A 25,311-nucleotide genomic window follows, 5' to 3' on the forward strand; every position below is an offset into this window, starting at 1 on the left:
AGCAAAAGATTAAGAGCCTATCCCGGTAGGCTCTAAGCGTGGCGTTCCGGAACATCCGGCCGACCATAACGACTCAGCCCCCGGACCAGCAGCGACAGAAAACCGGCTTCATCCACCGACTGCATTACCTGCGCATTGGGCGCCAGCGACAGCTTGCCATAAAAATCCGCCCAGGTATGCCCGGCGGTTTCACCGGCGACGGTCACCCCGACCCGCGCGTCCTGTCCGGCAAACAGCGACGGCTGCAGGAGCCAGGCGATGGTGGTGGCATCATGCACCGGGCCGCCTTCACGCCCGAAACGCGCCATGTCGCTGCGGTCAAACGCCGACAGCAGGCGCGCGATGGCTTGACCGGGCCGCCCCGCATCACGCTGCAACACGTCGATTTCCTGTTGGGTGATCAGCGCCTGAAACGTCATGTCCAGCGGCATGACAACCAGCGGGATACCGCTGCCGAATACCCGACCGGCGGCATGTGGATCGGCATACACATTAAATTCCGCCCACGGCGTCCGGTGGCCGAGTGCGGTAAACGCACAGCTCATGGTCACCACCTGACGAATGCCGCGCGCGACATCCGGGTGCTGAATCAACGCCAGCGCCAGATTGGTCATCGGCCCGATGGCGCAAAAGGTAATCGGATTGCACTCTTGCGCTGCCCGCCGCGTGGTGCGAACGATAAAATCCACCGCATGTTCCTGCGCGACCCGGCACTCGCCCGCCGGCACCAGCTCATCGCTGAATGCGCCGATATGGGCGTACTTACCGTAGCGTTGCGGGCCGATCAGCGGCTTTTCCGCCCCAGCGAACACCGGCACGTCATCACGGCCGGACAACGCGACGATCCGCCGGGCGTTCGCCAGCGTATGGGTCAAATCCACATTACCGGCCACCACCGTAATGCCCAACACCTCCAGTTGCGGCGAGGCCAGCGCCAGCCACAGCGCAATGGCATCATCTACGCCGGGGTCGGTATCAATAATGATTCGTTGGCGCATCATCACGTGTTTCCATAAGCGGCAAACAGCCGACAAAATAACTGGAATACCTCATCGACCGCCACACCGGTGACCACGTCGACATTCGCCGACAGGCCGGATTTACCGTAAATATCCATGACGCTCTGCCCCATGCACAATTCGCTCTGATGTTCCACGAATACCCGCGCCCGTTCAGTTTGAAACAAATCGGGACGCAGCACCCAGGCGATCACCAGCGGGTCATGCAGCGGCCCGCCGCGGGAGCCGTAACGTTTAACGTCGTTACGATCCCAGAACGCCATCAGTTGACTCAGCGGGCCGCGTAACCGACCGGCGTTGGCAACCAGTTCGCCGACGCGCTCCGGCGTCAGCATCATCTGGTGGGTGGCGTCCAGCGGCAACAGCGTCATCGGCACATCCTGCGAGAAAACGATATGCGCCGCGTGCGGGTCGGCCAGCAGGTTGAATTCCGACGTCATGGTGCGGTTACCCCGCTCCCGGCAGGCGCCGCCCATCGACACAATCCGCTCAATTCCCCCCACAATATCGGGTGCGATGCAAAACGCGCTGGCCAGATTGGTCAACGGCCCCAGCGAACACAGCGTGATACGCTCGCCGCGGTGCGCCGCCGCCCGGCAACGGGCGATCAGAAAGTTGACCGCGTGCTGTATTTCCGCCGTTTTACGCGGCGTGGGAAAATCGCTGTCGCCCAGCCCATTTTTACCATGAAACTGGCCGTGAATCGGTTCACGCAGCATCGGCTGCCAGCAACCGGCAAACACCGGAATATCGGTACGCTCACCCAGTTCGACAATCTGCAACGCATTACGCAGCGTGTTGGGCAACGGTTGATTGCCGTTGACCACGGTAATCCCCTCAATCACCAGTTGTGGGGCAACAAACGCGCTCAGCAATGCCAGCGCGTCGTCAATGCCGGGATCGCAATCGATAATAATGGGAATAGACCTCACAATGCGCCCACTCCTCGTAATACGCCGGCGACGTCGAAACGCGGTTTTTCAATCAGATAGGGGAATACGCCGAAGAAATCGCTCATAGAGTTGCCCTGATGGTTGCAGGCTGGGTGTCCCGCTGCGGAATGCAACGGGACACGGCCTGATGGGAGAACCCTGGTGTTAACGTAAAAATCGCACTACCCCCGTCATACTTCGAGTTGCCGGCGTGTTGGCGATAAGACTCGAATTACTTGGGGCGTACATTTTTCATTCATCACCAGTAGCGGGTGAAAGGCTCACCGTTTACTGCTTATGAACGAAATAGGGCAATGTGTAGCCGTCTGTGCGGCCTACGTAGCTATAGCCTTTTTTCATTGCCCAGGTATTGGAGAGAAACAGCAACGGGATGACCCCTTGCTCCTTCATCGCCAATTCGGTTGCCTGCTGCAACAGGGCATCGCGTTGCCGTTCATTCAGCGTGGCGCGAGCCTGATTCAGTAGCTTGTCAAATTCGGCATTCGAATACCGTCCCCGGTTTCCCTGACCGGCATTCGGTCCAAAGGTTTCCAGCAACGGCCCCAGCACGCCGGATGCCTCGCCGGTTTCAATCGCCGCGCCGCCCATCACCAGGCTGAATTCACGCTGCGCCGCCTTGGCGAAGTAGACGTTGCCGGGCATGGTGACCACCTCGGTCTTGATGCCCGCCTGGCTGAACATCTGCCCCAGCGCCTGTGCGATTTTGGCGTCGTTGGGGTAGCGATCGTTCGAGGCGTGGAACGTCAGGGTAAACCCATTCGGGTAGCCTGCCGCCGCCAGTTTCTGTTTTGCCTGCGTCAGGTCGTAAACCGGCGACGGTATGTTGGCGGAATACCCCGGATACCCCTGCGGCACCAGTTGCGACGAAGGCAGCCCTTGACCGTCGAGGATACGTTGCACCAGCGCGTCGCGGTTGATTGCCAACGACATCGCCTGACGCACCGCCGCTTTCCTCAGCGGATTTTTACCGTCATCGCCTTTGGCAAACGGCGACGCGTCCCGGTCCTGATCCGGGTGCAGATACAAAATACGGTTACCCGGCACCGATTCGGTCACGAAAGCCTGTTGCCGGGCGATAGTGGCGCGGTCCGCCGTCGGCACGCTTTCGATCATGTCCACATCGCCGGAGAGCAACGCGGCAATGCGGGCGCTACTGTTCTTGATGACGCGCAACGTCACCGTGTCCCACTCGGCCTTGCCGCCCCAGTAATGCTCATTGCGGCTCAACACCACCTTGTCATCCGGGGTATAGGAGACAAATTTGAACGGGCCGGTGCCAATCACGTCTTTGCCGCCGTTCAGCACGTCGCTCGGCTGGTCGGCCAGCCGCGCCGGCAGTATGGCGATGCGACTCAGGTTATTGAGCAGCAGCGCCGCCGGCCCTTTGGTCTTGATTTCCACCGTCAGCGGGTCGATTTCACGAATCTCGCTGATATCCGCTACGTAGGGCGTGTAAGCGCTGGGGCTATTTTTCGCCGCCAACGCGACGCGTTTCACACTGGCCACCACATCCCGGGCGCTAAAATCGGTGCCGTCATGAAACTTGACGTTCGGTCGCAATCTAAACTGCCAGGTCGTGTCGTCAATGGCTTGCCACGACACCGCCAGAGCAGGCGTAACTTGTTGTTTTTCGTTTTGGTTAACCAGCCCGTCAAACAGATTGCGGGCCATGGCGCTGTTAGCGCCGCCGACATAGAACTGCGGGTCCATTGAGGTAGTGGATGACGCCAGTCCAATCGTCAAATCCGCCGCCTGCGCGATGGGCATCAGCGTCATCAAACCGGCAACGAACAACGTTCCTTTCATGGTTACTCCTTTAAATTCAGATCCATCTCGCATTCAGATTCATCACGTTTTGTTCAAACCTATGACAAACTGTAACCTTATTGATGGAGTCTACGTGTTGGCTAGAATAATTAAAAATCGTATTTTGTACCGAATACATAAATAAACATTATGGTTGGTAACATCTATGAGCCGTATCAACTTAAGACAGGTTGAAGCATTCCATAAGGTGATTCTGACCGGCGGCATCACACAAGCCGCCAATATCATGAATATCACCCAACCGGCGGTCAGCCGGCTGATCAAGGATTTCGAGTACGCGGTTAAACTAAAACTGTTTGACAGGGACGGCCGTGGGCTGGAGCCGCGTGAAGAGGCGCTTAAGCTTTTTCGGGAAATCGAACGGTTATATCTGGGGCTCGATCACATTCTGCGGGTAGCGGACGATATTCGTCATGCCAAAGGCAGTGTACTGCGCATCGGCGCGGTGTCCGCGCTCGCCAACCTCTGCACGGAACATATTTTCCCTTCGCTGCTGAAAGAATACCCGGATGTGGCGTTGTCGATGGATGTGGAAAGCACGCCGGCGATCACCGAGATGGTACTCAGCAATCAATACGACATCGGGTTTATCAACAGCACGGCCGCCATTAAAGGATTGCAGGCCGACTTGCTGGGCGTCGCCCAGGCGGTCGCCGTCATCGCGCCGGACCACCCGTTGGCGGAGCGCTCCTGCATCACCCTCAAAGACCTGAACCACCACCGTGCGATTTTGCCTGGGCGCAAAACCGTGTTGCGGGAACAGTTGGCGCAGGCGATTGCCGCGCAGGACGTAGTACTGCAAAGCCCGATTGAAACCTCGCTGCGCCACGGTTGCGTTATGGCGGCCACCGGGCTGGGCGTGGGGATCGTCGATGCCATTACCGCCCGCACCAGCGAAGCCCGGTTGTTGATTAAACCCTTCGAACCGAAGATCGACGTCGCCTATCTGGCGATTTTCCCCCCGCAACATGCGCGCAGCCTGCTGGTGGAAGAGGTCATCCAGGCTATCCGCGCGCTGATCGGCAATGGCGCATCGGCCGGGTAGCTCGTCAGGCGGTGGGTTGTCATCATCGCGCCATCTGCCCGCGGCACGATATGGCCTGTCTGCGCCCGCTTGTCGCGTCTCGTCATACGACGAATCAGCTTGCAACAAATAACCTTGCGACAATCGCCCGGCTATCAATAACCATACGGCAATAATCTTTTACGGAGCCGCGCCATGATCCGCCAAAAATACCTTATCGGTTTGATCGTTACGCTATTGCTGGTCGCTCTGTTGCTCTATTTCTGGCAGCCATTCGACCGTCGCGGCAATGGCAATGCCTTGTGGACGTTCGTCAGCCAACAGTGCGTGCCCAACCAGCAGAAAAATCACTCGCCGGCGCCTTGTCTGGACGTCAACCTGCAAGGTCATTACGCCCTGTTTAAAGATCGCCGCGGCCCGTATCACAATTTGCTGATCCCGACCGACCGCATCAGCGGTATTGAAAGCCCGGTGTTGTTACAGCCGGGAACGCCCGCCTATTTCGCTGCCGCCTGGAGCTACCGCGACCGACTATCGAGCCAAATGGGCAAACCCATCGGCGACGATAAGCTCGGGCTGGCGATCAACTCGCTGTATGGCCGCACGCAGGGTCAGTTGCATATTCATATTTCCTGCCTGAAACCCGAGGTTTACCAAACGCTGCGCGCTCAAAATGCGCACATCGGCTACGACTGGGTATCACTCGGCCAGCCGCTGCTGGGCCACGATTATCTGGCAACCAAGCTGAACGGTAGCGACCTGACGCGTTCCGATCCGTTCAAACTGCTCAATCAGTATGTGCAAACGCGCGGAGGCCAGATGGAAAACTACGGTCTGGCGCTCACCGCCAACGCCCAGGGGGAACTGATCCTGCTGGCGGTAGAGCGTGATTTTATCGGCCTGTTCAACCGCGGCTCGGCGGAGGAAATTCTGGATGTGAACTGCGCGCTGGCGCAGTAATCCCCCGATGGCGGCGCTGACCGGCCATACAAGCGATGCGCTGTGCGTCGCTGCCCGCCGGCAACCAGTTGCTGCTGGTGGGCGCGGAACGCTGCGTGCACTGTAAGAGCCTGTATCGCCAGTTGGAAACGGTCATCGCCGACGCCGCATTCAGCGGGCTGCCCAGCTACTACCTGGACGCCGACCATCACCTGACACACGTCGCACAGCTACAGGTACGCTCGCTGCCCACGTTATTGTGGCTGAAAGACGGTCAGGAGCAGGCTCGGCTTACCGGCGCGCAGAGCACGGACGCGTTGCGCCAGTGGTTACTGGCTGTATTATCGTGATTAATCTTCAAGGCCAGTACATCTGGCCTTTTCTCTCATCACTGCATCGGTTGCCATGCTGAGCAGCGGCCTTTGATAAGCACGTGCTTCTTCGTCATTTATTCTCTGCGTCGTCAGTACATCAGAACACCATAATTTCCCGTGATTACATCCAATTCATATAACGCGGCAATTCTTATAATCGCCATGCACATCATCGTTATCGGAGGTAATTATGGCTTACAAAAAGGCACAATTCATTTCTTATCAGCTAAATACATTCACCGACTATTACAATAGCAGTAAAGATTACGGTTATTTAGGTAATGACAAGAGCGAAACCGATATTAATTATCGCATTAATATCATGAAAGATTGCATTGCCAAATCTCAGGCTTCTCTAACCCTGGACAATACTGATGAAACACTAAAAATATTTATGGCGCCGGAATTCTATTTCCGCGGAAATCAGGGCGCTTACCCGGTAGAAAAAATATCTATCATCATGAGCAAAATGCGGGAGATGACAAAAGACAAAAAATTCAAAGATTGGCTGTTTGTTTTTGGTACAGCGATCGGATATCTCAAGCACGATGATGGTAGTTATGAAATATTCAACGTCGCACTCGTTCAAAAAGGTGGTTATGCCGATGCCACCAAAGATAACAGCGTTATCGTCTATAAAGAATATATCTCACATATTGATTTTTTACGGTTATCAAACGCTCACATCAACTGGAAAAAACCCCTTAATCGCATTGGTGTTGTTGGTGAAAATAATAACACTCAAAAGCTTACGCCGGTCAGCGGCTCAAGAGATGTGAATAGCCAACAGATCAATCCCGTCGGCGCCGGGAAAGAATTATCGAAATCGGGCCTCGGTGGACAGGGAATTTTTACTATTGACAATGTCACCTTTGGGCTGGAAATTTGTCTTGACCACCTTAATGGGCGCTTACATGATTCGCCGCCGGCGGCGGGTCAGTATATTCCCCAGATACACCTTATTACCTCAGCTGGCGCCAGTATTATCGAAGAGAATGTGATTACCACTAAAGGTGGTTTAGTATTCAACGTCGATGGCTATGCTACAACCGATATCAACAGAAATATAGGTGACTATAAAAAACCATCACTTCAGCATGACTGTAGCCCTAAACCCTATCGCATCCTGGATGCTATAAATATCGACCTCACAACCATCGCAAAATCCTGGAAGGATTATTTCACCGAACAAGGGAATATTCTTATTTTTGAACCATTAGTGATCCCCCCGAGTGAAAAAGCCTGATAGCCGCCATAGCCCATTTATACCCAAAATAATTCGAGTTGCAGGACAAAACGCGCTGCGTTTTGAACAACGCAACGCGTTGGCCCGTCAGGGCAAGGCTCATTAGAGCTTTGTAACGCGGCAAGAGAGAGACAAATTCGTCGGGAACGAATTTGACCAGCCAAAGGCTGGCCTCTGGTGAGAGACAGGATGTCTCTCATTTCATCCCGATGAGCTTACTCAGGTAAGTGATTCGGGTGAACGACAAATCTGCCGGGAGCAGATTTGAACGCAGCTGGCTGCGGCCCTGAAAGGGCGAGGCCCAAGGAGGGGCCGAGTCACGCAGCCAACACACCTGCAACTTGAAATATGACGGGTATATACCCATCAGGCGACACAGAACGCCAAATAAATTCCGGCTGGGCATCCTGTCTATTCTCTGCATCAGGCAAAAAACAGACGATGACCAGCCGGGAAATAAGGGGTGCCAACCCGATGATGCCTGTTCGGTTATTACTGAATCCCTTCAGTGGTTGGCGTAATTATTGTTTGAATTAATAACCAACTATTCTGTTTTAGTCGCCGTTGCCGGCGCTGTTGTTTTTTGTTCTTCTTGCTTATCTACGGTATTTTTCTTTTTCTCTGTGGTTTTTTTATGTTCTGCTGTTTTCTCTTTTCCTATTTTTTCCGTCACTGCGTGTTCTTTTCCTTCAGCAACGGCTTTTTTATGCACGACTTTTTTCTCGCTATGCGCTTTCACCACTGACTGCTCATGCGTTTTTACCGGTGTGTCGGTCGCCGTTTGCTGCGCCGTTAGCGTCTTGTTGCTCGCCTCCTGACTCGCTGTAGCGTCTGCGACGGGCGTGGCTTTCACTTCCGCGCTGGTGGCCGTTCCGGTTACCGGTTTGGCGCTCACTTCAGTGGATGCCGCGTGAGCGTAAGAAGCAGCCAGGATAACGCCTAAAAACAGAGGTTTCATATTCATTATGAATGTCCTTTAACAAGTCATTTGCGATTAACCGGAAATAACGTTTTATATTCTGGTTAATAACTGAAGCGTTCGGGTAACCGCCTCGGGAGTGATTAAAGCAAAGCTGGAAATAAAAAGAATATGGAATACTCCTAGAAATTACCCGACTCATCCGACCTGATTATTTTATATTCGCCTCCTGTCAGGATAAATACCATACGCGTTGTTGGTTTTATTCAATGCCTTTCCCCACCGCAGTGGATAAACCAGGTGCTATGCCTAAGGTTATGCATAGCCAATCGATTGAACGCCAGCGATAGGGTGGATAAAAAGATTACCGTCGGTAGGCCAGCCGACGCACCAGCCGGTCACCCAGCGATTGCACCAGTTGCACCAACAGCACCAGTACGATCACCGTGCCCGCCATCACCTGCTGGTTGAAACGTTGATAACCGTAGCGGATCGCCAGGTCTCCCAGCCCGCCGCCGCCAATCACCCCCGCCATTGACGAAAAACCGATCAACATGACTACCGTCAGGGTGATGCCCGCCAGAATCGACGGCAGCGCTTCCGGCAGCAACGCCTTGGTGATCACATGCCAGACGGTGCCCCCCATCGACACAATCGCCTCTACCCGGCCGCTGTCCACCTCGGCCAGCGCGTTCTCCACAATGCGGGCGAAAAACGGAAACGCGCCGACGGCAATCGGTACTACCGCGGCGGTGCTGCCCAGCGTGGTGCCGACCACCCAACGGGTAAACGGGATCAGGGCAATCAGCAGCACCACGAACGGTAGCGAACGCCCGACGTTGATCACCCCGCCCAACACCGCGTTCAACCGCGGCAACGGCAGGACACCGGACTGCCGACTGATAAACAGCAGGACACCGGTCGGTAACCCCACCAGCACGGTAAACAACGCCGCCAGCCCCACCATGTACAGCGTTTCCAGCGTCGCGTTCAGCATCATCGGGAAAAATTCTTCCCAGCTCAGGCGACTTTGCATAATTCTTCCTCCCCGATGCCGTGCCGCCGCAAAAACGCGCGCTCGGCGTCCAGATCCGGCAACAACGCCTGTCGCAGGCGGGAAACCGGGTCCGCCAGCAATGTTCGCAGCGCGCCGCTTTCCACCACCCGCCCCTGTTCCAGCAACGCAGCGTGATCACAAATGGCTTTGACCACCTCCAGCTCATGGGTGATCAACACAATGGTCAACCCCAGTTGCCGGTTGATGTCGGCCAGCAACGCCAGGATCGACGCGGTGGTTTCCGGGTCGAGCGCGCTGGTAGCCTCGTCGCACAGCAGATAACGCGGCTGGGCCGCCAGTGCGCGGGCGATGCCGACCCGCTGTTTCTGCCCGCCGGACAGTTGCGACGGGTAAGCCAGCGCTTTGTCGCTCAAATCGACTAACGCCAGCAATTCCGTTACGCGCGCTTCCCGTTCACGCCTGCCGACCCCGGCGATTTCCAGCGGCACCGCCACGTTATCCCGCACCGTGCGGGCGTGCAGCAGATTGAAATGCTGGAAAATCATGCCGGTTCGCTGCCGCTGCTGGCGCAACGCCTGCGGCGACAGGCCGGCGATGTCGCAGTCGTCCATCAGAATACGGCCCGCGGTGGGCCGCTCCAGCAGATTGAGACAACGGATCAGCGTGCTCTTGCCGGCGCCGCTACGGCCGAGAATACCGTACACCGCCCCTGACGGGATGGTCAGCGACACGTTCTCCAGCGCAGGCTGCGCGCAGCCCGGATAGCGTTTCCCCAGCCGTTCGATGCGAATCATGCGTTATTGCCCCGCCACCGCAATCACCGACCCTTGATAACGCTGGCCAATGAAGTCCGCGGTGGCTTTGGATTCCAGATCCTTCGCCAGTTGTTTAATACGCGGATCGTTTTGTAGCGCCGGCGTGGTCACCAGAATATTGGCGTATGGGTTGTGGCTGGCGCTTTCCAGCCCCAGCGCATCGCGCGACGGCACCAGCCCGGCCTCCAGCGCGTAGTTGCCGTTGATTACCGCCAGATCGACGTCATCCAACGAGCGGGGGATCTGCGCCGCCTCAATCTCTTTGATCTTCAGTTTCTTCGGGTTGTCGGCGATGTCTTTCGGCGTCGCCTGATCTTTCGCCGGGTCGTTATAGCCCGCTTTCAGTTTGATCAAGCCCTGCCCTTGCAACAGGTACAGCGCACGACTGAGGTTGGTGACGTTGTTCGGCACCGCCACGGTGGCGTTCTCCTTCAGCTCGTGGAGCGATTTGTATTTGCGGGAATAAATCCCCAGCGGCTCGATATGCACCGTGGCCGCCACCACGAATTGTTTGCCCAACGCTTTTTCCTGATCGCGCAGATAAGGCACGTGCTGGAAGTAGTTGGCGTCCACATCGCCGCTGGCCAGCAGTTCGTTGGCATTCACGTTACCGCTCAGTTCCACCACCTTCAGCGTCAGCGACGGGTCGGTCTTTTGAATCTGCGCCAGAATTTCCGCATGTGGCACCGGGTCCGCCGCCACCCGCAAAGCATCGGCCGCCTGCGCCGAGACCGACAGCCCCATGACCAACGCGATTGCCGTCAGAGTAAAAAAATTATTATTTTTCATTTTGTTATCCCTTGATGATGTTCATTTTGATCGCTAATCGAATTCAGGCGGTGACCGCCTGCTGCTGCGCTTGCAATACATCGCCGTAATAGCGCTTCGCCACGTCCGGATGGGAACGCAAACGCCCTTTCAGGTAGTTCCAGCCCACTTCACGCAGCAGTGGATTGTTCGGGTCGCTGGCCGGCCCGTGCGCCAGCTCTGCCAACGCCGGCGACAGCGGAAACACCGGCACCACCGCATCCAGTTGCGCGCCGAGAAAGAACGCGATGGATAAGCGATCCTGACCAACCGGCGGCGACGCCACCCGGTGCACGGTGGCGCGCAGATAACCGTTTGTCGCCAGCTCCAGCAGTTCGCCGATATTGACCACAAACGACCCCGGCAGCGGGTGCGCGTCCACCCAGTGTTCCGGTTCGACTTCCACCTGCAAACCAGACTGCTTATCCTGCAACAACAGCGTCAGGAAACCGGAATCCTTATGCGCGCCGACGCCCTGCCGGCCGTCTGCCGCCGAGCGACCGGGATAGCGAATCAGCTTGATATGCTCGTTGGGTTTACTGCCGTACAGTGCGTCAAACGCGGTTACCGGCAGCCCCAGCACTTCAGCGAAAGCACGCAACAGACGCAGCGAAATGCGGGTCAGGGTTTGCTGCCACTCCAGCAACGCGATTTTCAGTTGCGGCAGCGACGCCGGCCACTGGTTCGGCCCCTGTAGTCGCCGCCAGGCCGGATCGCCCGACAACAGGCGCAGCGGCGGGCGTTCGGCCCCAATATCGAACTGTTCACGCCAGTCCGGCTCGCTGCGAGTACGCTCCGCGCCGGCAAGGGTGTAGCCACGAAAATGGGGAGAGTGAATCATCGCCACGCGTTGTTTTTCCGCGTCCGACAGGGAGAAAAAAGCACGCGACAGCCATTGAACGCGTTGTTGCAGTTTCGAGTCGACGCCGTGGTGAGTCAGATAGAAGAAGCCGGTTTCACGCGCAGCGTGATTCAGTTGGTGCAGGAAATCGGCGCGTTGCCGCGAATTTCCGTCAAGCAGAGAAAAATTGAGTACGGGTAAGTTTGCGGTATGGCTCATGGCGGACTCCGGTAATGAAATATATCAAGGTCATGACATTCAGCATGGAGTAACCGCAACAGGACAGATGGGACATGGTGATTCCTCGCGTCGATCATTCAGGAAACCGGCTCGTAAAACGAACCCAAAAGATGGCGTCATCAAGCCATAACGGCGAAGACGTCTGAGGGGTATTAATCACCCATTTCCGCTGCAGGTAAAATATCAATAGCGGCAAAGGTAAGACGGAAATTTGCAGAGCAACCGACGCGAATTTGCTGTAATTGGTAACAAATTTGTAAGCAGCTTTACCCGACAATCGTGTATTAGCCTGTCGGAACGCAGTAGGATGGCGGCGAAGGGTGAGACAAAACAGCCACAGTGCCTGACTGAACAGGCCCGCAATCCAATATTTCTTAATCTAATATCTCTTGAGGTAATCCTATGCAATCTGAAGAACAACGCCTTATTGATGGTCTGTTTAGCCGACTGAAAACAGCCGAGACCAACACAGGCCCTCGGGATCTCAAGGCAGAACAGCAAATCAACGAATACATCCGCCAGCAACCCGCCGCGCCTTACTACATGGCGCAGGCGATGATCATTCAGGAAGCGGCGCTGAAACAGCTGGACCAACGGGTAAAAGAGCTGGAAGCGGAGATTAACCGGCTGAAGCAAGACGCCGCCGCCCGCCCGCAACAAAGCAGCGGCGGTTTTCTGGCCGGCCTGTTCGGCGGCGGCAGTCGCAGCAGCGCGCCGCAACCGGTACAACCGTCGCAACCGGCCGGTTATGGTCAATCCTCCGGCTATAATAGCCAACCGATGGGGTATACGCCGCCGGCCGCCGGTTATGGCCAGCCTGCGCCGGGCTACGCCCAACCAGCACCATCCCGTGCGGGCGGTTTTCTGAGCGGCGCATTGCAGACCGCCGCCGGCGTGGCGGGCGGTGTGGTGCTGGCGGACATGCTGACCGGCATGTTCCACCGCTCGCAGCCGGAAGAGATCGTCAACATCATCAATGAAACACCGATGCTTAACGAGAATCCGCTGGATAACGTCAACGATAGCTTCCGTGATTTCAGCGCAGATAATCTGGACACCTTCAACGGTACGGCCAACAACACTCTCTGGAACAACGCCGGCAACGAACCACAGAGTAACGACTACGACGATTTCGCAGCCGATGACTCTTACGACGACGACGATTCTTACGTCTGATCCCCACCAGCCCCGACGGCAGGCTGTCTCTTGTAATCCGTTGATCATGGAGACAGCCGATACAACCAGATAGGGATTATCCTGCCATCAGTTTCAAGGAATTATCTTCAGCCCGACACCGCCCCCGACGGGTCACCTCGCCAACACCGCCATCAATAAAAGCAGGCATAACCTGGCCTGAGACCTCTTGCCCGTAACGAATTGACAGAAATAGAATAAAAGAGAAACAGTGCTAAACAGACTTTTTTAATATCATTTATATCTATACCCAAAATAATTCGAGTTGCAGGACAACACGCTTGCGTGTTGAACAACGCCACGCGTTGGCTCGTTAGAGCCTTGTAACACGGCAACTGAGTGAGTCCCCAGGAGCTTGACTGGGGTGAGCGACAACTCTGCCGGGAGCAGATTTGAACGCAGCTCGCTGCGGTCCTGAAAGGGCGAGGCAACCGGCGAATCGGGTCAATACCCCCACGTGTCGGCGCACGTGTTGAATCGTGTTACTGTCGGCAGCCGTTGGAACACGGGTTCACATCGGCGACCCGTCGGCAAGACGCGGGATCGATAACTTGAAGTATGATGGGTATAACACGGTATTATACCGGCTCTGCGCGTAATCTGTGGCCGCCAGGCAGCCACAAAACCTACAACGACTAACGCCAGGGGAAGGCTCTAAACCTGAAAGTGGATTGATGGTATGCATTTGAACTTGGCGTTATTTAAAAATGGCAACACCGGGCTGAACAGTGTGAATGTCTTCATGGTGACGCTGGTAGGGTGCAATATTGGCGCACATGCTCGCCTGTCCGAACTGGATCTGTCGGTATTCTGGCCGGTGAACATTATCGTCGCCGCCCTGTTTTACCGCTGCAGATACCTGAATACCCCCTGGTATTACCTTGTCGCCTACGCGGCCATGATCTTGCAGGACACGCTGTTCTACGGCTGGGGCACCAGCGCGCTGACCATCAATTCCGCCAACATCGCGTTTATCGTCGTCCTTACCCAGTTACTCAACTGGCCGGGTTTTCTGGCTCGCCGGGAAACGGATATGGTCAGTTCGTTGTATGTCTTCGCCGCCTGTATGATAGCGGCGCTGGCGTGCGGTTTCGTGGGGGCGCTGGCACAACAACCCTGGCCGGCATTCCCCGCCGCGGTATTTCGCAGCCACTTCCTCAACTGGTTCAGCGATCAATTCTACACCGCCGTCTTGTTCCTGCCGTTACTGCTCACCTTGCGCAGCCAGATACCGTTGCAACTGCCGATGCTGCGGCTGTCGGATGCTCTGCCATTATTATTGCTGCTGGTCTCTATCGTGGTGGCGCCGTTGCTCGGCCCGGTCGCCATTCTGGCGTTTCCGTTGCCCGCACTGACCTGGTGCGCGATTGTCTATCCGTTATGGCTGATTAGGCTGATTACCTTGTGCGTCGGCGCCACGGAGCTTATTCTCACCGCCGAACACGTTTACGCGTTCTATAGCCCGCAAGACCCGTACTTCATGCACCAAATCATCATCGCTCGCATCGGTATCGCCGCGACGATCTTCAGCCCGTTGATGATGGCGACCAACGCCCGCACCATTCGCCAGTTGAATGCACGTTTGTTGCAACAAGCCAGCCATGACTTTCTGACCAATACTTTATCGCGCTACGGGTTTACCGAAGCGCTGACCACGCACGGTCAAAGCGTTAAATCCCAGCACGATGCCGTCAATATCATGCTGATCGACATTGATCACTTCAAAAACATCAATGATAGCTTCGGGCATGACTGCGGCGATGAAATTCTGCGTCAGGTCGCCAAGGTGATACAGCAGGCGGTTTCTGCGCAGGGATTGGTCAGCCGTATCGGCGGAGAAGAGTTCGCCGTGGTGTGTTTTAACTACAATCCGTCGGCGTTTTACCGGCTGGCCGATAGCCTGCGTCAGACCATCCAGCAAACGGTGTTTTTATTCAACCAACAGCCTGTCCCGGTGACGGTCAGCATCGGTATCGCTCATGCGCCCACATCGGGAAAATATCTGGTGGATACGGTGCATGAGCTATTTCCTCTCGCGGACAAAAACCTCTATACCGCCAAACGCGAAGGGCGTAACCGGACGATTCAGTAATCCGGTCAGTAAACCCGCGATATTCTTATCCCCCGTTGCAACGGGGGCTTCACCAACCTCATTAGGCCATCGCTTGCGTCATTAACGCCCAGGCACTCATGCCGCCCGTTTCAGGCCGCCACGGCGCACCGCGGATCATGGTCACCGGCGCATCCACCTGTTGCAGCCCGCAATCCGCCAGCCAAGCGCCCAATCCAAGCGCAGCGTCGCTGTCGATGCGGACGAATTCGCCGCTGACCTCAGCCATCAAGGTCGCTATCAACAAACGGGCATTCTCCGCACTGTCGGCAATCACCGGGCCGATGGTATAGCCGCGGCCAAAACGGCGCAGCGCGGCAAACCCGGCGGTACGGCCATGCTGTTCCAGCACCCGCACCGGCATCGACTGACGCAACAGCCAGGCAATCAGCGCCGGGCGCGCCAACCCATGCGCCTGTTGATCCAACGCCGTAAGAGAGGGCGCATCCGCCGGAATGGCGGCTCGCCACCGCCGCCCATCAGACAAGGCAGGCACGGCGATCGTCGGCAACCGCGGGCATTGGTATTGATGCGTTTCGCCCACCGGCGCAAATCCCAGCCGGGAATATAGCCCCTGCCCGGCCGCCGTGGCGTGCAGCCGCACCTGATAACCGTCAAGACCGGCCAACAGCCCGTCCATCAATCGTCGGCCGATGCCGCGCCCTTGTTGTTGCGCGTCCACCACCACCAGGCCGATGGTGGCCCAGCGCTCCCCCCACCGCCAGCACAGCGCGGTTCCCAGCGGTTGCCCCTGCTCTTCCGCCACCAGCCCTTCCCCCAGCAGCAAGGCGTCCTGCCAGTCTTCCAACCGGTGCGGCCAGTGCATCTGCTGCGTCAGCGACCAGCCGAAATCAGCATCCGCCGCCGTCATGGCGCGTAACGTTATCGTCATGTTCTGTCCTCACATCATGCCCGGCGCTTTCAGCCCGGAGCCGTCCACCAGGCGGGCATAGCGAAACGGCGTCGGGTCCACCACCGGGGTATCGCCGGTTACCAGATCCGCCGCCAACCGGCCGGCGCCCGGTCCGATGCCGAAACCGTGCGCACTGTACCCGGCAGACACTATCAGCCCCGGCAGGCTTGCTACCGGCGAAATCACCGGAATGGCGTCCGGCGTGCTATCGATCATACCGCCCCACGCCTGCACCACGCGCAGAGCGGCCAAGGCCGGGTATTCACGCCGCATCGCCGCCAGCCCGTCGTTCACCATCGCCATGTCCGGCGCCGGATCGAGAATACGGGTTTTCTCAAATGGCGACAGACCGTCAAACGACCAGCTCGCCCACGTTTCCGGTCCAGACAGGAACGGCATGATGCCGGGATGGAACGACAGATTTTTGCGCCGTGCGCGAAAAGTGGGGTAAAACTGACGGGCATAGCGCAAGCTCTGGAATCCCGGTTCCAACCGGCCGCGCCCGGACACCGACACCGTATAGCTGCCGTCCAGTTGCGGGCGGCAAGCAAACGCCGCGGTGTAAAACGGCAGGCTGATCGCCTGTTCGATCGGCGCGGTACGAAACGCGGTGCCGATGACATTGCCCAGCGGCAGTTCGATGCCGTGGCGGCGGCAGAACAGCGAGCTCCAGACGCCGCCGGCGCAAATCACCGTTGAGGTTTTCACCCGCCCGCGCTCGGTCCACACCCCGCTGACCCGACCGCCGCTGATATCCAGCCCGCGCACCGCGCACTGTTGGATCACGCTGGCGCCAAGGCGTTGCGCGGCAATAGCCAGCCCGGCACAGGCCAGCGCCGGTTCGGCATGGCCGTCGGTCGGCGACGATACCCCGCCCAGCCACGCGGTGGTGCTGCCCGGCGTCATCGCTTTGGCCTGTTCGGCATTGAGGATGTCGCTGCGCACACCGTAGCCTTTCGCCATCTTGCCCCACTTGTCCCAGGCATCGATTTCCGCCTGATCCAGGGTGGTGTACAGCAAGCCGCTGCGGCGAAACCCTAGTTCTTCACCGGTTTCCAGTTGCAGTTCCTCCCAGCGACGCAGCGCGTAGATAATCAGCGGCAACTCGCGCTCATCGCGGTTTTGCTGTCGGCACCAACCCCAGTTGCGGCTGGATTGCTCGCCGCCGACCAGCCCCTTTTCCAACAGCAACACGCTGACGCCTTTTTTCGCCAGCTCATAGGCTGCCGCCACACCGGCAATCCCGGCGCCAATCACCACCACGTCCGCCTGATCCGGCAACGGGCTGCTATCCTGAACATATCTGATGGGTGCAGGCATGTCGTTCCTCTGTACTCCCTTCAATAATAAAAAAGACGTCTCCGACGCCAGACTGTTCGCAAACAGCCGGGGTTGTTTGCGGCATTATCGCACGTCTGACAATGGTTTATCGTAATTGGCGCGGGCCATCTGCGTCACCGCCCGCTCGCCGTTCATCGCCACCGTGTCATCCCGACAATCTCATCATACCGGGCTTCCCGCCTCCAGTGCCGGGTCGGCGGTAGCGCAAAGGGTCAATCAGGTCTACCGGCACGCTCGGTGCCTGTTCAACAAGATGTAACGAATCAAACCACGGTGTTACCGGTGTAAACCGCATTGGATGTCGGCGGCGGCAGGCCGGCGGACTGTCGGAGTTTCCCGCTTCACATCCTGCAACAGACGATCATCGGCCGTTCATCATCTCTCAACCCATTCCGATGGCTGAATAACCCACATCGCCAACAATAGGCGGGAACCCTACCATCATGAGGTTAATCGTTATGCTGACGAAAAGACGTAAATCGCGCCTGGGCTATCTTCCTGATACCCCGGATATCCGTGATCATCACTACACGCCAGACCCAAGCGTACTGAAAGTGTTGCCGGCCAAAGTCGACCTGACTCCGACCTTTGAAGTCTACGATCAGGGTCCTATCGGTTCCTGTACCGCTAACGCGCTGGCGGGCGCCGTACAGTTTGATCGCCTTAAAGCCGGCGAGCGACCGAATTTCATCCCGTCGAGGCTATTTATCTACTACAACGAACGCACCATTGAAGGCGACGTCAACTACGACGCCGGCGCCATGCTGCGCGACGGCATCAAAGCGTTGCACAAACTCGGCGTCTGCCCGGAAGATGAATGGCCCTACGTCGCGACGCCGGCTCAGGAAGAAGGCGGAGAATTTCCCCCCGGCGCGCCGGCGGCCACCAAACCACCGGAACGGTGCTATCAGGATGCACTGAAATACACCATCACCAACTACCAGCGGTTACATCAGGACCTGGCGCATCTGCAAGGCTGCCTGGCCTGCGGTTTTCCGTTTGTGTTCGGTTTTACGGTCTATTCCAGTTGGATTGACCTGCAAAACCTGCCGGTGGTGGTGCCGTTGCCCAGCGGCAAAGATAAGCCGGAAGGCGGCCATGCGGTGCTGTGCGTGGGGTATGACAACGCCACTCAGTTGTTTAAATTCCGCAACTCATGGGGGAAAGCGGTGGGTGAAAACGGCTATTTCTATATGCCGTACGCCTATCTGCTCGATCGCCGGCTGGCGCAAGATATCTGGGCTATTAATACCGTTAAAAACTAGTCGTTCTGCTGGTGGCATCGCCACATGCGGTTATGCCGGTGCGTGCAAGGTCGGCCGACGTGAAACGCGGCCGACCCGCTCGCTTGCCAGAACAACCGCTCTTCAGAAGAATCGACGTCAGGATAACCGTCGTCAGGATAACGTAGTACGATACGCCGGTTGCGTGGTCGTGCGCGAACCAGACAAGGTAAACGCCGAGATAATCGTCACCGTCAGGGCAATAGCGCCGAGGATCAGATAAGTGTGCTGGAAACCGATGCGGTCATACAGATTGCCCGCCATCGCCGACAGAAAGATCGCCGCCAGCTGTTTGGCAAACTGAAAACCAATCAGATAAATGGTGGCGGATAGCCGAGTGTCGAAGGTGGTGGTGATGTACTTGAACGCGCCGACCAGCAGGAACGGCACTTCCAGCGCGTGCAGCATTTTCAGCGCCACCACTTCCACTGCCGTGGTGGCGAACGCCGACCCGACAATCCGCACCGTCATGATGGTCCCCGCCACCAGCAGCGTGTTTTTGGCGCCGATACGATTGATGATCCACGGCGAGCAGAACATGATGACGGCATTCGCCAGTTCACCCAGCGTGGTGGCAAACCCAAACACCTGGTTACCCTGTTGCGGCGTGGCGAAAAACGATTTGAAGAAGTTGGCGAACTGCTGGTCGAACACGTCGTACACGCAGGCCACGCCGACCACGTACAACACAAACATCCACAGTTTGCGATCGCCAAATACGCCGGTCGCCATTTTCAGCGTTACCTGCGGCTGATTGGCACCCAGCGCGTCCATCACCTGCGCCGTCGGGTGCGATTCCGGGCGGGCTATCAGCAGCAGCGCCAACAGCATCACCGCCGCGCCGGACCCCATCCAGAACACCAGCGCCGGGTTAACGTTAAACAGAATACCGGCGGTGGATGCGCACAACCCCCAGCCCAGGCAACCGAACATCCGCGCCTTACCATACTCAAAACCACTTTGGCGGCTGACGCGCTCGATGTAAGCTTCCACCGCGCCGGAACCGGCGGAAAACACCAGCCCGATGTAAACGCCGCCCACCACCGCCCCCAGTAAACTATTCACCTTAAGCAGCGGCGCAAACACATACAGAAAGAACGGCGCGAACAAAAACAGCAGAATGGCAATCACCCACAGCAGGTGTTTTTTCAACCCCAGCCGGTCCGACAATACGCCCATCAACGGCTGAAACAGAATGGCGAACAGCGAAATGGCGGAAAACACTACCCCGGTCTGGGTTTTATTCAGGCCAATCACCTCCGCCAGCCACACCGGCAGAAACGGAAAGCAGGTCGCCATGATGAAGAAATACAAAAAAAAGAACAGGCCGAAAATCCAGAAATTACGGTTATGTTTATGTGTCGTCGCGTGTAGGGTCGGTTGGCTGATGTCCATAGCAGTATCCTTAAAAGGGCCGGTCGGGGGAGAGGTTGCCCTCTCCCGCTGAATTACAGACGTTCCAGTTCCAGCAACAGCGCCGTTTCCGGGTTGAGAATAGGCAGACGCAGCCCGGCTTTCATCAACCATTCGCCGCTATATTCAGCCGGTGCCGCCATCCATGTCGGCAACTGCCGCATGGTGCTGCCGCCCTCGATGACCGGTTTCAGGTCAGGGTGGTCCACCACGGTCAGTCGGTAACGGGCTTGCGCGTCCAGACCGGGGACACGCAGCACCCCGGCCAGCGCGTAATCCGGCATCGCCAGTTGCGTTATCAGAAACAGCGCCTGACGCCTATCCTCGCTGACCACCCCCTGCACCTGCGTAGCGGCATCGGCCATGTCAACGCGCCACAGGCAGCCGGTGTGCAACAGCGTGCGATACTGGCGGTGCAGCGCCACGTAATGGCGAAAACCGGCCTGTTCCTGCGCATCGGCACGTACCGGGTCCAGTTCGATCCCCATATGGCCGAACAGCGCCGTCAGGCCGCGAAAAGCAATGCCGTGCTGACGTCCGGTAGCGTGACAGCGGTGGTGACCGATGTGCGCGCCCATCACTTCAGGTGGGAAGAAGTAACTCATACCGCGCTGAATCGTCTGCCGTTCCAGCGCATCGTTGTTGTCGGATGCCCAGAAACGGTGGCAACGCCGCAACACTTCATAATCGATGCGCCCACCGCCCGACGCGCAAGACTCAAACTCCACCTGCGGGAAGCGCTCGCCCAGCACATCGAGCAGACGATAAAACGCCTTGGTCTGGCGGTCGGCCGCCGCCCGCCCCTGATGAGCCGGTTGCACCAACTCGCGGTTCATATCCCATTTCACGTAGTCGATCGGGTGTTCGCCCAGCAGCCAGCTCAGGCGCGCCAGCAGGTAATCGAACGCCTCGGGGTTAGACAAGTCGAGCACATACTGATAGCGGCCGGTCGGCTGATCGTAGCCGGGCAGCGCCAACAGCCAATCCGGGTGTGCACGATAGAGATCGGAATCCGGGTTGATCATTTCCGGTTCGACCCAAATACCGAACTCCATGTCCAGCTCCCGCACATGGTTTATCACCGGCATCAGCCCTTGCGGGTATTTATCCGAGTCCACGTACCAGTCGCCGAGCGCGGCACGGTCATGGTCGCGCCCGCGAAACCAGCCATCGTCGATGATAAAGCGCTCGACGCCCAGCGCCGCGGCCTGCGTCGCCATCTGCATGATGTAGGCCGGGTCATGCTTAAAGTAGATGCCTTCCCAGGTGTTAAGGTGGACCGGGCGCGCTTTGGCGTGCGGAAACCGAATAATCTCCTGACGCAAAAAGCGGTGAAACTGCTGGCTCATGCCGTTGAGCCCCTGCTCAGAACAGGCGGCGTACAGCCACGGTGTAGTCAGCGACTCCCCCTGCGCCAGCGTGATTTCACCGGGCAGGTAGAGTGCCTCCGCCTGCACCAGCCGCCGGCCATCGGTTTTCACTTCCGTACGCAACCGATGGTTGCCGCTCCAGCCGAGGTGCGCCCCCCATACCCGGCCCTGCTGCTCGGCGAATCCCGGCTCGCCGCTCACCATCGCCGGAAAATATTCATGCGAAGTGCGTCCGCGACGGTTTTCCTGCACCAGACTGCCGTGCGCTAACAGCGTACGGTGCGGCTGAAATTCCCGCACCCAGCGGCCGTGAAACGCCATCACCTCCGCCGCCGACTCCGGTAACGGTAACGTGACCGCCAGCCGCTGTACCTGCCAGTCGCCCGGATGCAGGTTAGTCAGGCAGTGGCGCAGTTGCAGTACCCCGCTGTCGGCGTGCAGCCGCAATTCGCTGGTCAGGCGCAGGCCGGCCTGACGGTCTTCCGCTTCAATGACCAGTTGCTGCGGGTCCGGCTGACGCACCGCGACGGTGGTTAGCACCGCAAAGGCATCGAGACCGTTGCGATGCCCTTCAATGCCCGGCGAACCGAACAGCCCCCGTCCGGTTTCCGCCGCCAGCGTTACCGGCACATCCACATCCAACCGGCCGTTCGCCACCGGCCGCGACAGACTTTCCGCATCCTGCGGTGAAAACGCCGCCAGATGCGGGCCCCAGTACAGTATTTCCGCCGCCGGCCGGCAGCGCACAATCACGTCGGTCACCGGGCTGGTGAGACGAATCAACGTTGTTTCCATCCTCATCCTCCTGAATGGTTGATGAGGTTAGTTGTATTCCGAAACGTTTCGGATAAAAACCGAAACGTTTCGGTTTTGTGATCGGGTTAAAAAACGAACGTGGAAAACGCTGACATGAGCATACTGGCGAAGACGGTTATTCTGCTTGCGGCGGCGGGTTATCCGTCTGTCCGGCCCGCAGTTGCGGTTGCCACAGCACCTGCAACGACGACGGCGCATCGCCTGCCAGCAAACGGAACACCATATGGGCGATCTGCTGCCCCACTTCTAAGCGTGTAGCCTGTGTAATGGCGGTGACCGGTATCTCTAGTAGCGAGTCGGCAGGCAGGCCGTCATAGACGATCAGCGATACCGCCTGCTTGCCGTGCAGGCGACCGCTGTCGCGTAATGCCAGCGCCGCCCCTTCTCCCTGCGTGCTGCCGTCGATGACGATGGCGGTAGGCGGCTGCGGCAAAGCCAGCCATTGCCGGGTCGCCAGATACCCCTCCCGGCGTGATGGCGCCACCTGACGCAACAGCTCGTCGCGCCGGGCAATGCCGCCGGCCGCCAACGCCGCCAGATAACCGGCACGGCGCTGGGCGATAAACGATTGCGGATGATGCTCGCCAAGAAAAGCGATATGGCGGTGCCCGAGGGCGATCAAATGGCGGGTGGCGAGCGCCGCGCCGGCCTGATTGTCGAAATCGAACCAGGCATAAGGCATCGGCAAATCGCTGCGCCCAAGCGCCAGAAACGGAAAGCCGATCGATTGCAGGTATTGCAGGCGAGGGTCCTGTTGCAGGGTATGCGCGACGATTAACGCATCCACCCGGCGGCTTTCAATCATGCGCAAAAACGCGTGGTGATCGGCCTGCCCTTCGTCGGCGATCAACAGCAGGTCGATCTCCTGCTTCGCCAGCTCATGACTGATTTCCGCCACCATTTCCATAAAGGTGGTATTGCTGAGCGGTGCGGGTTGCAACGGGAACACCAAGCCAACCGCATCAATGCGCCCCATTTTCAGACGACGAGCAAAGGTATTGGGGCGATAGCCGAGGCGTCGCGCCTCGTCTTCTACCCGCTGGCGCGTCTCGGCGGCTACGTCATCGTAGCCGTTCAGCGCCCGGCTGACGGTCGTGACCGACAACCCCAGCGTTTTTGCAATCTGTTTCAGTGACATGGCGCATCACTCACCCTAAATTCTGTTACGCGCCAGACTATCACAAATCGCGGCAAGGGGGGGATGACGGCGGGAATCGAGAGGCTGTTGATAAATAGCTGGATGTTTTGCGAACAGCCTGGCGGTTCCCGCACCGAACGGGAACCGCCAGCAGGGAAAGGTTATTTCTTGTCTTTATTGGCTTTGCCGATCACATCGCGCGCCCAGCGCGGGTGGTGTTTCAGCGCCCATTTTTCAGACACCTTGCCTTCGATCATGCCTTTGATGGAACCGCGGACCCAGAACGCCATGTACATATGGATCAGAATCGCGTGGATCAGCACGATGGCCGCCGTGGCGTGCAACAGAATGGCGTAACGCACCACATCGATCGGGAACAGGTGCGCGAAGTACGGCCGCCACATGATGACGCCGGTAATCAGCAACACCAGCGTTAATCCCATGATGCTCCAGAACATCATTTTCTGACCGGGGTTGTATTTACCCACATCGGCGACTTCGTGCTCGTTGCCCTTCAGTACCTCGATGATATTGAGGAACCACGGCAGATCGCGGCGTTTGGGGATGTTATGACCGACAAAGCGGATAAACATCGGCACCAGACACACCACAATCAAAATACCGAAGAACGGGTGCATGATGCGCCCCATCTGCGGCGTACCGAAGGTTTGCGTCAACCATTGCAGCGTCGGGAAAAACAGCGCGATGCCCGACAGCGCCACCAGAAAGAAGCTTATCACCACAATCCAGTGGCAAACACGGTCGGCGAATTTGGTGCGCACAATCATTTTTGGGTTACTCATGCTTATCGTCTCCTTCGTGCGGCTGCCCTTCGTGCGGATGCGCAGTCTCTTCGGTGTTCGGCCCAATGCCGATATAGTGGAACATCAGCCCGGCGAAGGTCGCGACGAAGCCCAATGTCGAAAGCGGCTTAAGAATACCTTTCCACAGGTTAACCGGCGTCGAGATTTTCGGGTTATCCGGCAGGTTGTGATACAGCGATGGTTTATCCGCATGATGCAACACATACATGACGTGGGTGCCGCCGACGCCCTCAGGGTCATACAGACCGGCGTTGGCGTAGCCGCGTTTTTGCAGATGGGCGATACGTTCGGCCGCCACGTTCTTCATTTCTTCCTTGGTGCCGAAATGAATGGCGCCGGTCGGGCAAGTCTTCACGCAGGCCGGCTCCTGACCGGTGCTGACGCGATCCACGCACAGCGTACATTTGTAGACGCGGTTATCCTGCTTGTTTAAGCGCGGAATGTTGAACGGGCACCCGGCGATGCAGTAACCACAGCCGATGCAGTGTTCAGACTGAAAATCGACGATACCGTTGGCGTACTGAATAATCGCCCCGGCCGACGGGCAGGCTTTCAGGCAGCCCGGCTCGGCGCAGTGCATACAGCCGTCCTTACGAATCAACCACTCCAGACGATCTGCGCTCTCCACCTCGGAGAAACGCATCACCGTCCAGGATTTCGCGCTCAAATCGGTGGGGTTGTCGTACACCCCCACGTTGTGGCCGACTTCATCACGGATGTCGTTCCACTCGGAACACGCCGCCTGACAGGCTTTACAGCCGATACAGGTGGTGACGTCGATAAGCTTGGCGACTTCGCTTTTATCATCCCGAACCTGTGGCGGCGGCGTCAGGCTACTGGTGGCCGAACGCTGGATAATATCCTGAGATTGCATTGACATAACGTTT

Annotated in this window: 21 protein-coding genes and 1 pseudogene; 7 read left to right on the top strand and 15 right to left on the bottom strand. The window is 57.6% G+C overall.

The window, feature by feature from the left end; all coding sequences use genetic code 11:
• Positions 1-32 precede the first annotated feature (32 nt).
• The 3 genes from FDP13_RS13720 to FDP13_RS13730 form a co-directional block, all read right to left on the bottom strand.
• Positions 33-1,001 (bottom strand): nucleoside hydrolase, encoded by a 969-nt coding sequence (locus FDP13_RS13720; RefSeq protein WP_143839659.1) that lies wholly within the window; start codon positions 999-1,001, stop codon positions 33-35.
• Positions 1,001-1,951 (bottom strand): nucleoside hydrolase, encoded by a 951-nt coding sequence (locus tag FDP13_RS13725; protein WP_012770309.1) that lies wholly within the window; start codon positions 1,949-1,951, stop codon positions 1,001-1,003. The genes FDP13_RS13720 and FDP13_RS13725 overlap by 1 nt, the downstream gene beginning before the upstream one ends.
• A 288-nt stretch (positions 1,952-2,239) precedes the next feature.
• Positions 2,240-3,778, bottom strand: coding sequence for an ABC transporter substrate-binding protein (locus FDP13_RS13730; protein ID WP_143839660.1), 1,539 nt, complete (start codon positions 3,776-3,778; stop codon positions 2,240-2,242).
• Positions 3,779-3,944: 166 nt separating this feature from the next.
• On the opposite strand from FDP13_RS13730, the gene FDP13_RS13735 reads away from it, so the two are divergent.
• From FDP13_RS13735 to FDP13_RS13750, 4 genes and pseudogenes are all read left to right on the top strand, one after another.
• Entirely contained in the window at positions 3,945-4,844 is a 900-nt protein-coding gene (locus FDP13_RS13735) for a LysR substrate-binding domain-containing protein (protein WP_033577211.1), read from the top strand.
• 174 nt (positions 4,845-5,018) lie between these two features.
• Positions 5,019-5,783, top strand: a complete 765-nt coding sequence (locus tag FDP13_RS13740) for a CDP-diacylglycerol diphosphatase (protein ID WP_012770312.1) — start codon at positions 5,019-5,021, stop codon at positions 5,781-5,783.
• 56 nt (positions 5,784-5,839) lie between these two features.
• Positions 5,840-6,112, top strand: a pseudogene (locus tag FDP13_RS13745) (thioredoxin family protein); the annotation flags it as partial.
• 214 nt (positions 6,113-6,326) lie between these two features.
• On the top strand, positions 6,327-7,382 hold the full coding sequence (locus FDP13_RS13750; RefSeq protein WP_143839661.1) for a hypothetical protein: 1,056 nt from the start codon (positions 6,327-6,329) through the stop codon (positions 7,380-7,382).
• 544 nt (positions 7,383-7,926) lie between these two features.
• Here the strand turns inward: FDP13_RS13750 and FDP13_RS13755 are convergent.
• The 5 genes from FDP13_RS13755 to FDP13_RS13775 all read right to left on the bottom strand — a co-directional run bounded on the left by FDP13_RS13755 (position 7,927) and on the right by FDP13_RS13775 (position 12,001).
• A complete protein-coding gene (locus FDP13_RS13755) occupies positions 7,927-8,346 on the bottom strand; it encodes a hypothetical protein (RefSeq protein ID WP_143839662.1) in 420 nt (139 codons plus the stop codon).
• Positions 8,347-8,665: 319 nt separating this feature from the next.
• On the bottom strand, positions 8,666-9,337 hold the full coding sequence (locus FDP13_RS13760; protein ID WP_033577224.1) for a methionine ABC transporter permease: 672 nt from the start codon (positions 9,335-9,337) through the stop codon (positions 8,666-8,668).
• Positions 9,322-10,113: a methionine ABC transporter ATP-binding protein gene (locus FDP13_RS13765; protein WP_143839663.1), complete on the bottom strand. Its 792-nt coding sequence runs from the start codon at positions 10,111-10,113 to the stop codon at positions 9,322-9,324. Before FDP13_RS13765 ends, FDP13_RS13760 begins: the two co-directional genes overlap by 16 nt.
• A 3-nt stretch (positions 10,114-10,116) precedes the next feature.
• Complete coding sequence (locus FDP13_RS13770) at positions 10,117-10,923, bottom strand: MetQ/NlpA family ABC transporter substrate-binding protein (protein ID WP_143839664.1); 807 nt, start codon at positions 10,921-10,923, stop codon at positions 10,117-10,119.
• Between the two features lie 43 nt (positions 10,924-10,966).
• Complete coding sequence (locus FDP13_RS13775; protein ID WP_143839665.1) at positions 10,967-12,001, bottom strand: isopenicillin N synthase family oxygenase; 1,035 nt, start codon at positions 11,999-12,001, stop codon at positions 10,967-10,969.
• 423 nt (positions 12,002-12,424) lie between these two features.
• Between FDP13_RS13775 and FDP13_RS13780 the strand changes: the two genes are divergently transcribed.
• Positions 12,425-13,198: a DUF2076 domain-containing protein gene (locus FDP13_RS13780; protein ID WP_012770324.1), complete on the top strand. Its 774-nt coding sequence runs from the start codon at positions 12,425-12,427 to the stop codon at positions 13,196-13,198.
• 697 nt (positions 13,199-13,895) lie between these two features.
• Positions 13,896-15,308, top strand: coding sequence for a GGDEF domain-containing protein (locus tag FDP13_RS13785; RefSeq protein WP_012770334.1), 1,413 nt, complete (start codon positions 13,896-13,898; stop codon positions 15,306-15,308).
• A gap of 61 nt (positions 15,309-15,369) precedes the next feature.
• Here FDP13_RS13785 and FDP13_RS13790 read toward each other — a convergent pair whose 3' ends face one another.
• Both FDP13_RS13790 and FDP13_RS13795 read right to left on the bottom strand, forming a co-directional pair.
• Positions 15,370-16,218 (bottom strand): GNAT family N-acetyltransferase, encoded by an 849-nt coding sequence (locus FDP13_RS13790; RefSeq protein WP_143839666.1) that lies wholly within the window; start codon positions 16,216-16,218, stop codon positions 15,370-15,372.
• 9 nt (positions 16,219-16,227) lie between these two features.
• A complete protein-coding gene (locus tag FDP13_RS13795) occupies positions 16,228-17,559 on the bottom strand; it encodes an FAD-binding oxidoreductase (RefSeq protein ID WP_143839667.1) in 1,332 nt (443 codons plus the stop codon).
• 479 nt (positions 17,560-18,038) lie between these two features.
• On the opposite strand from FDP13_RS13795, the gene FDP13_RS13800 reads away from it, so the two are divergent.
• Positions 18,039-18,845, top strand: a complete 807-nt coding sequence (locus FDP13_RS13800; protein ID WP_012770337.1) for a C1 family peptidase — start codon at positions 18,039-18,041, stop codon at positions 18,843-18,845.
• Between the two features lie 132 nt (positions 18,846-18,977).
• Here the strand turns inward: FDP13_RS13800 and FDP13_RS13805 are convergent, their stop codons facing one another.
• The 5 genes from FDP13_RS13805 to fdxH form a co-directional block, all read right to left on the bottom strand.
• Positions 18,978-20,258: an MFS transporter gene (locus FDP13_RS13805; protein ID WP_143839668.1), complete on the bottom strand. Its 1,281-nt coding sequence runs from the start codon at positions 20,256-20,258 to the stop codon at positions 18,978-18,980.
• A gap of 53 nt (positions 20,259-20,311) precedes the next feature.
• On the bottom strand, positions 20,312-22,441 hold the full coding sequence (locus tag FDP13_RS13810; protein ID WP_143839669.1) for an alpha-galactosidase: 2,130 nt from the start codon (positions 22,439-22,441) through the stop codon (positions 20,312-20,314).
• A gap of 136 nt (positions 22,442-22,577) precedes the next feature.
• The gene (locus FDP13_RS13815) at positions 22,578-23,600 is read right to left on the bottom strand and encodes a LacI family DNA-binding transcriptional regulator (RefSeq protein WP_027712473.1); all 1,023 of its coding nucleotides are present in this window, start codon (positions 23,598-23,600) and stop codon (positions 22,578-22,580) included.
• Between the two features lie 161 nt (positions 23,601-23,761).
• Positions 23,762-24,403 (bottom strand): formate dehydrogenase-N subunit gamma, encoded by a 642-nt coding sequence (gene fdnI, locus FDP13_RS13820; RefSeq protein ID WP_012770345.1) that lies wholly within the window; start codon positions 24,401-24,403, stop codon positions 23,762-23,764.
• Positions 24,396-25,304, bottom strand: a complete 909-nt coding sequence (gene fdxH, locus FDP13_RS13825; protein ID WP_027712474.1) for a formate dehydrogenase subunit beta — start codon at positions 25,302-25,304, stop codon at positions 24,396-24,398. Before fdxH ends, fdnI begins: the two co-directional genes overlap by 8 nt.
• Positions 25,305-25,311: the final 7 nt, after the last annotated feature.

Origin of the sequence: Dickeya sp. ws52, from assembly GCF_007210685.1 — a bacterium.
Lineage (GTDB): Bacteria > Pseudomonadota > Gammaproteobacteria > Enterobacterales > Enterobacteriaceae > Dickeya > Dickeya chrysanthemi.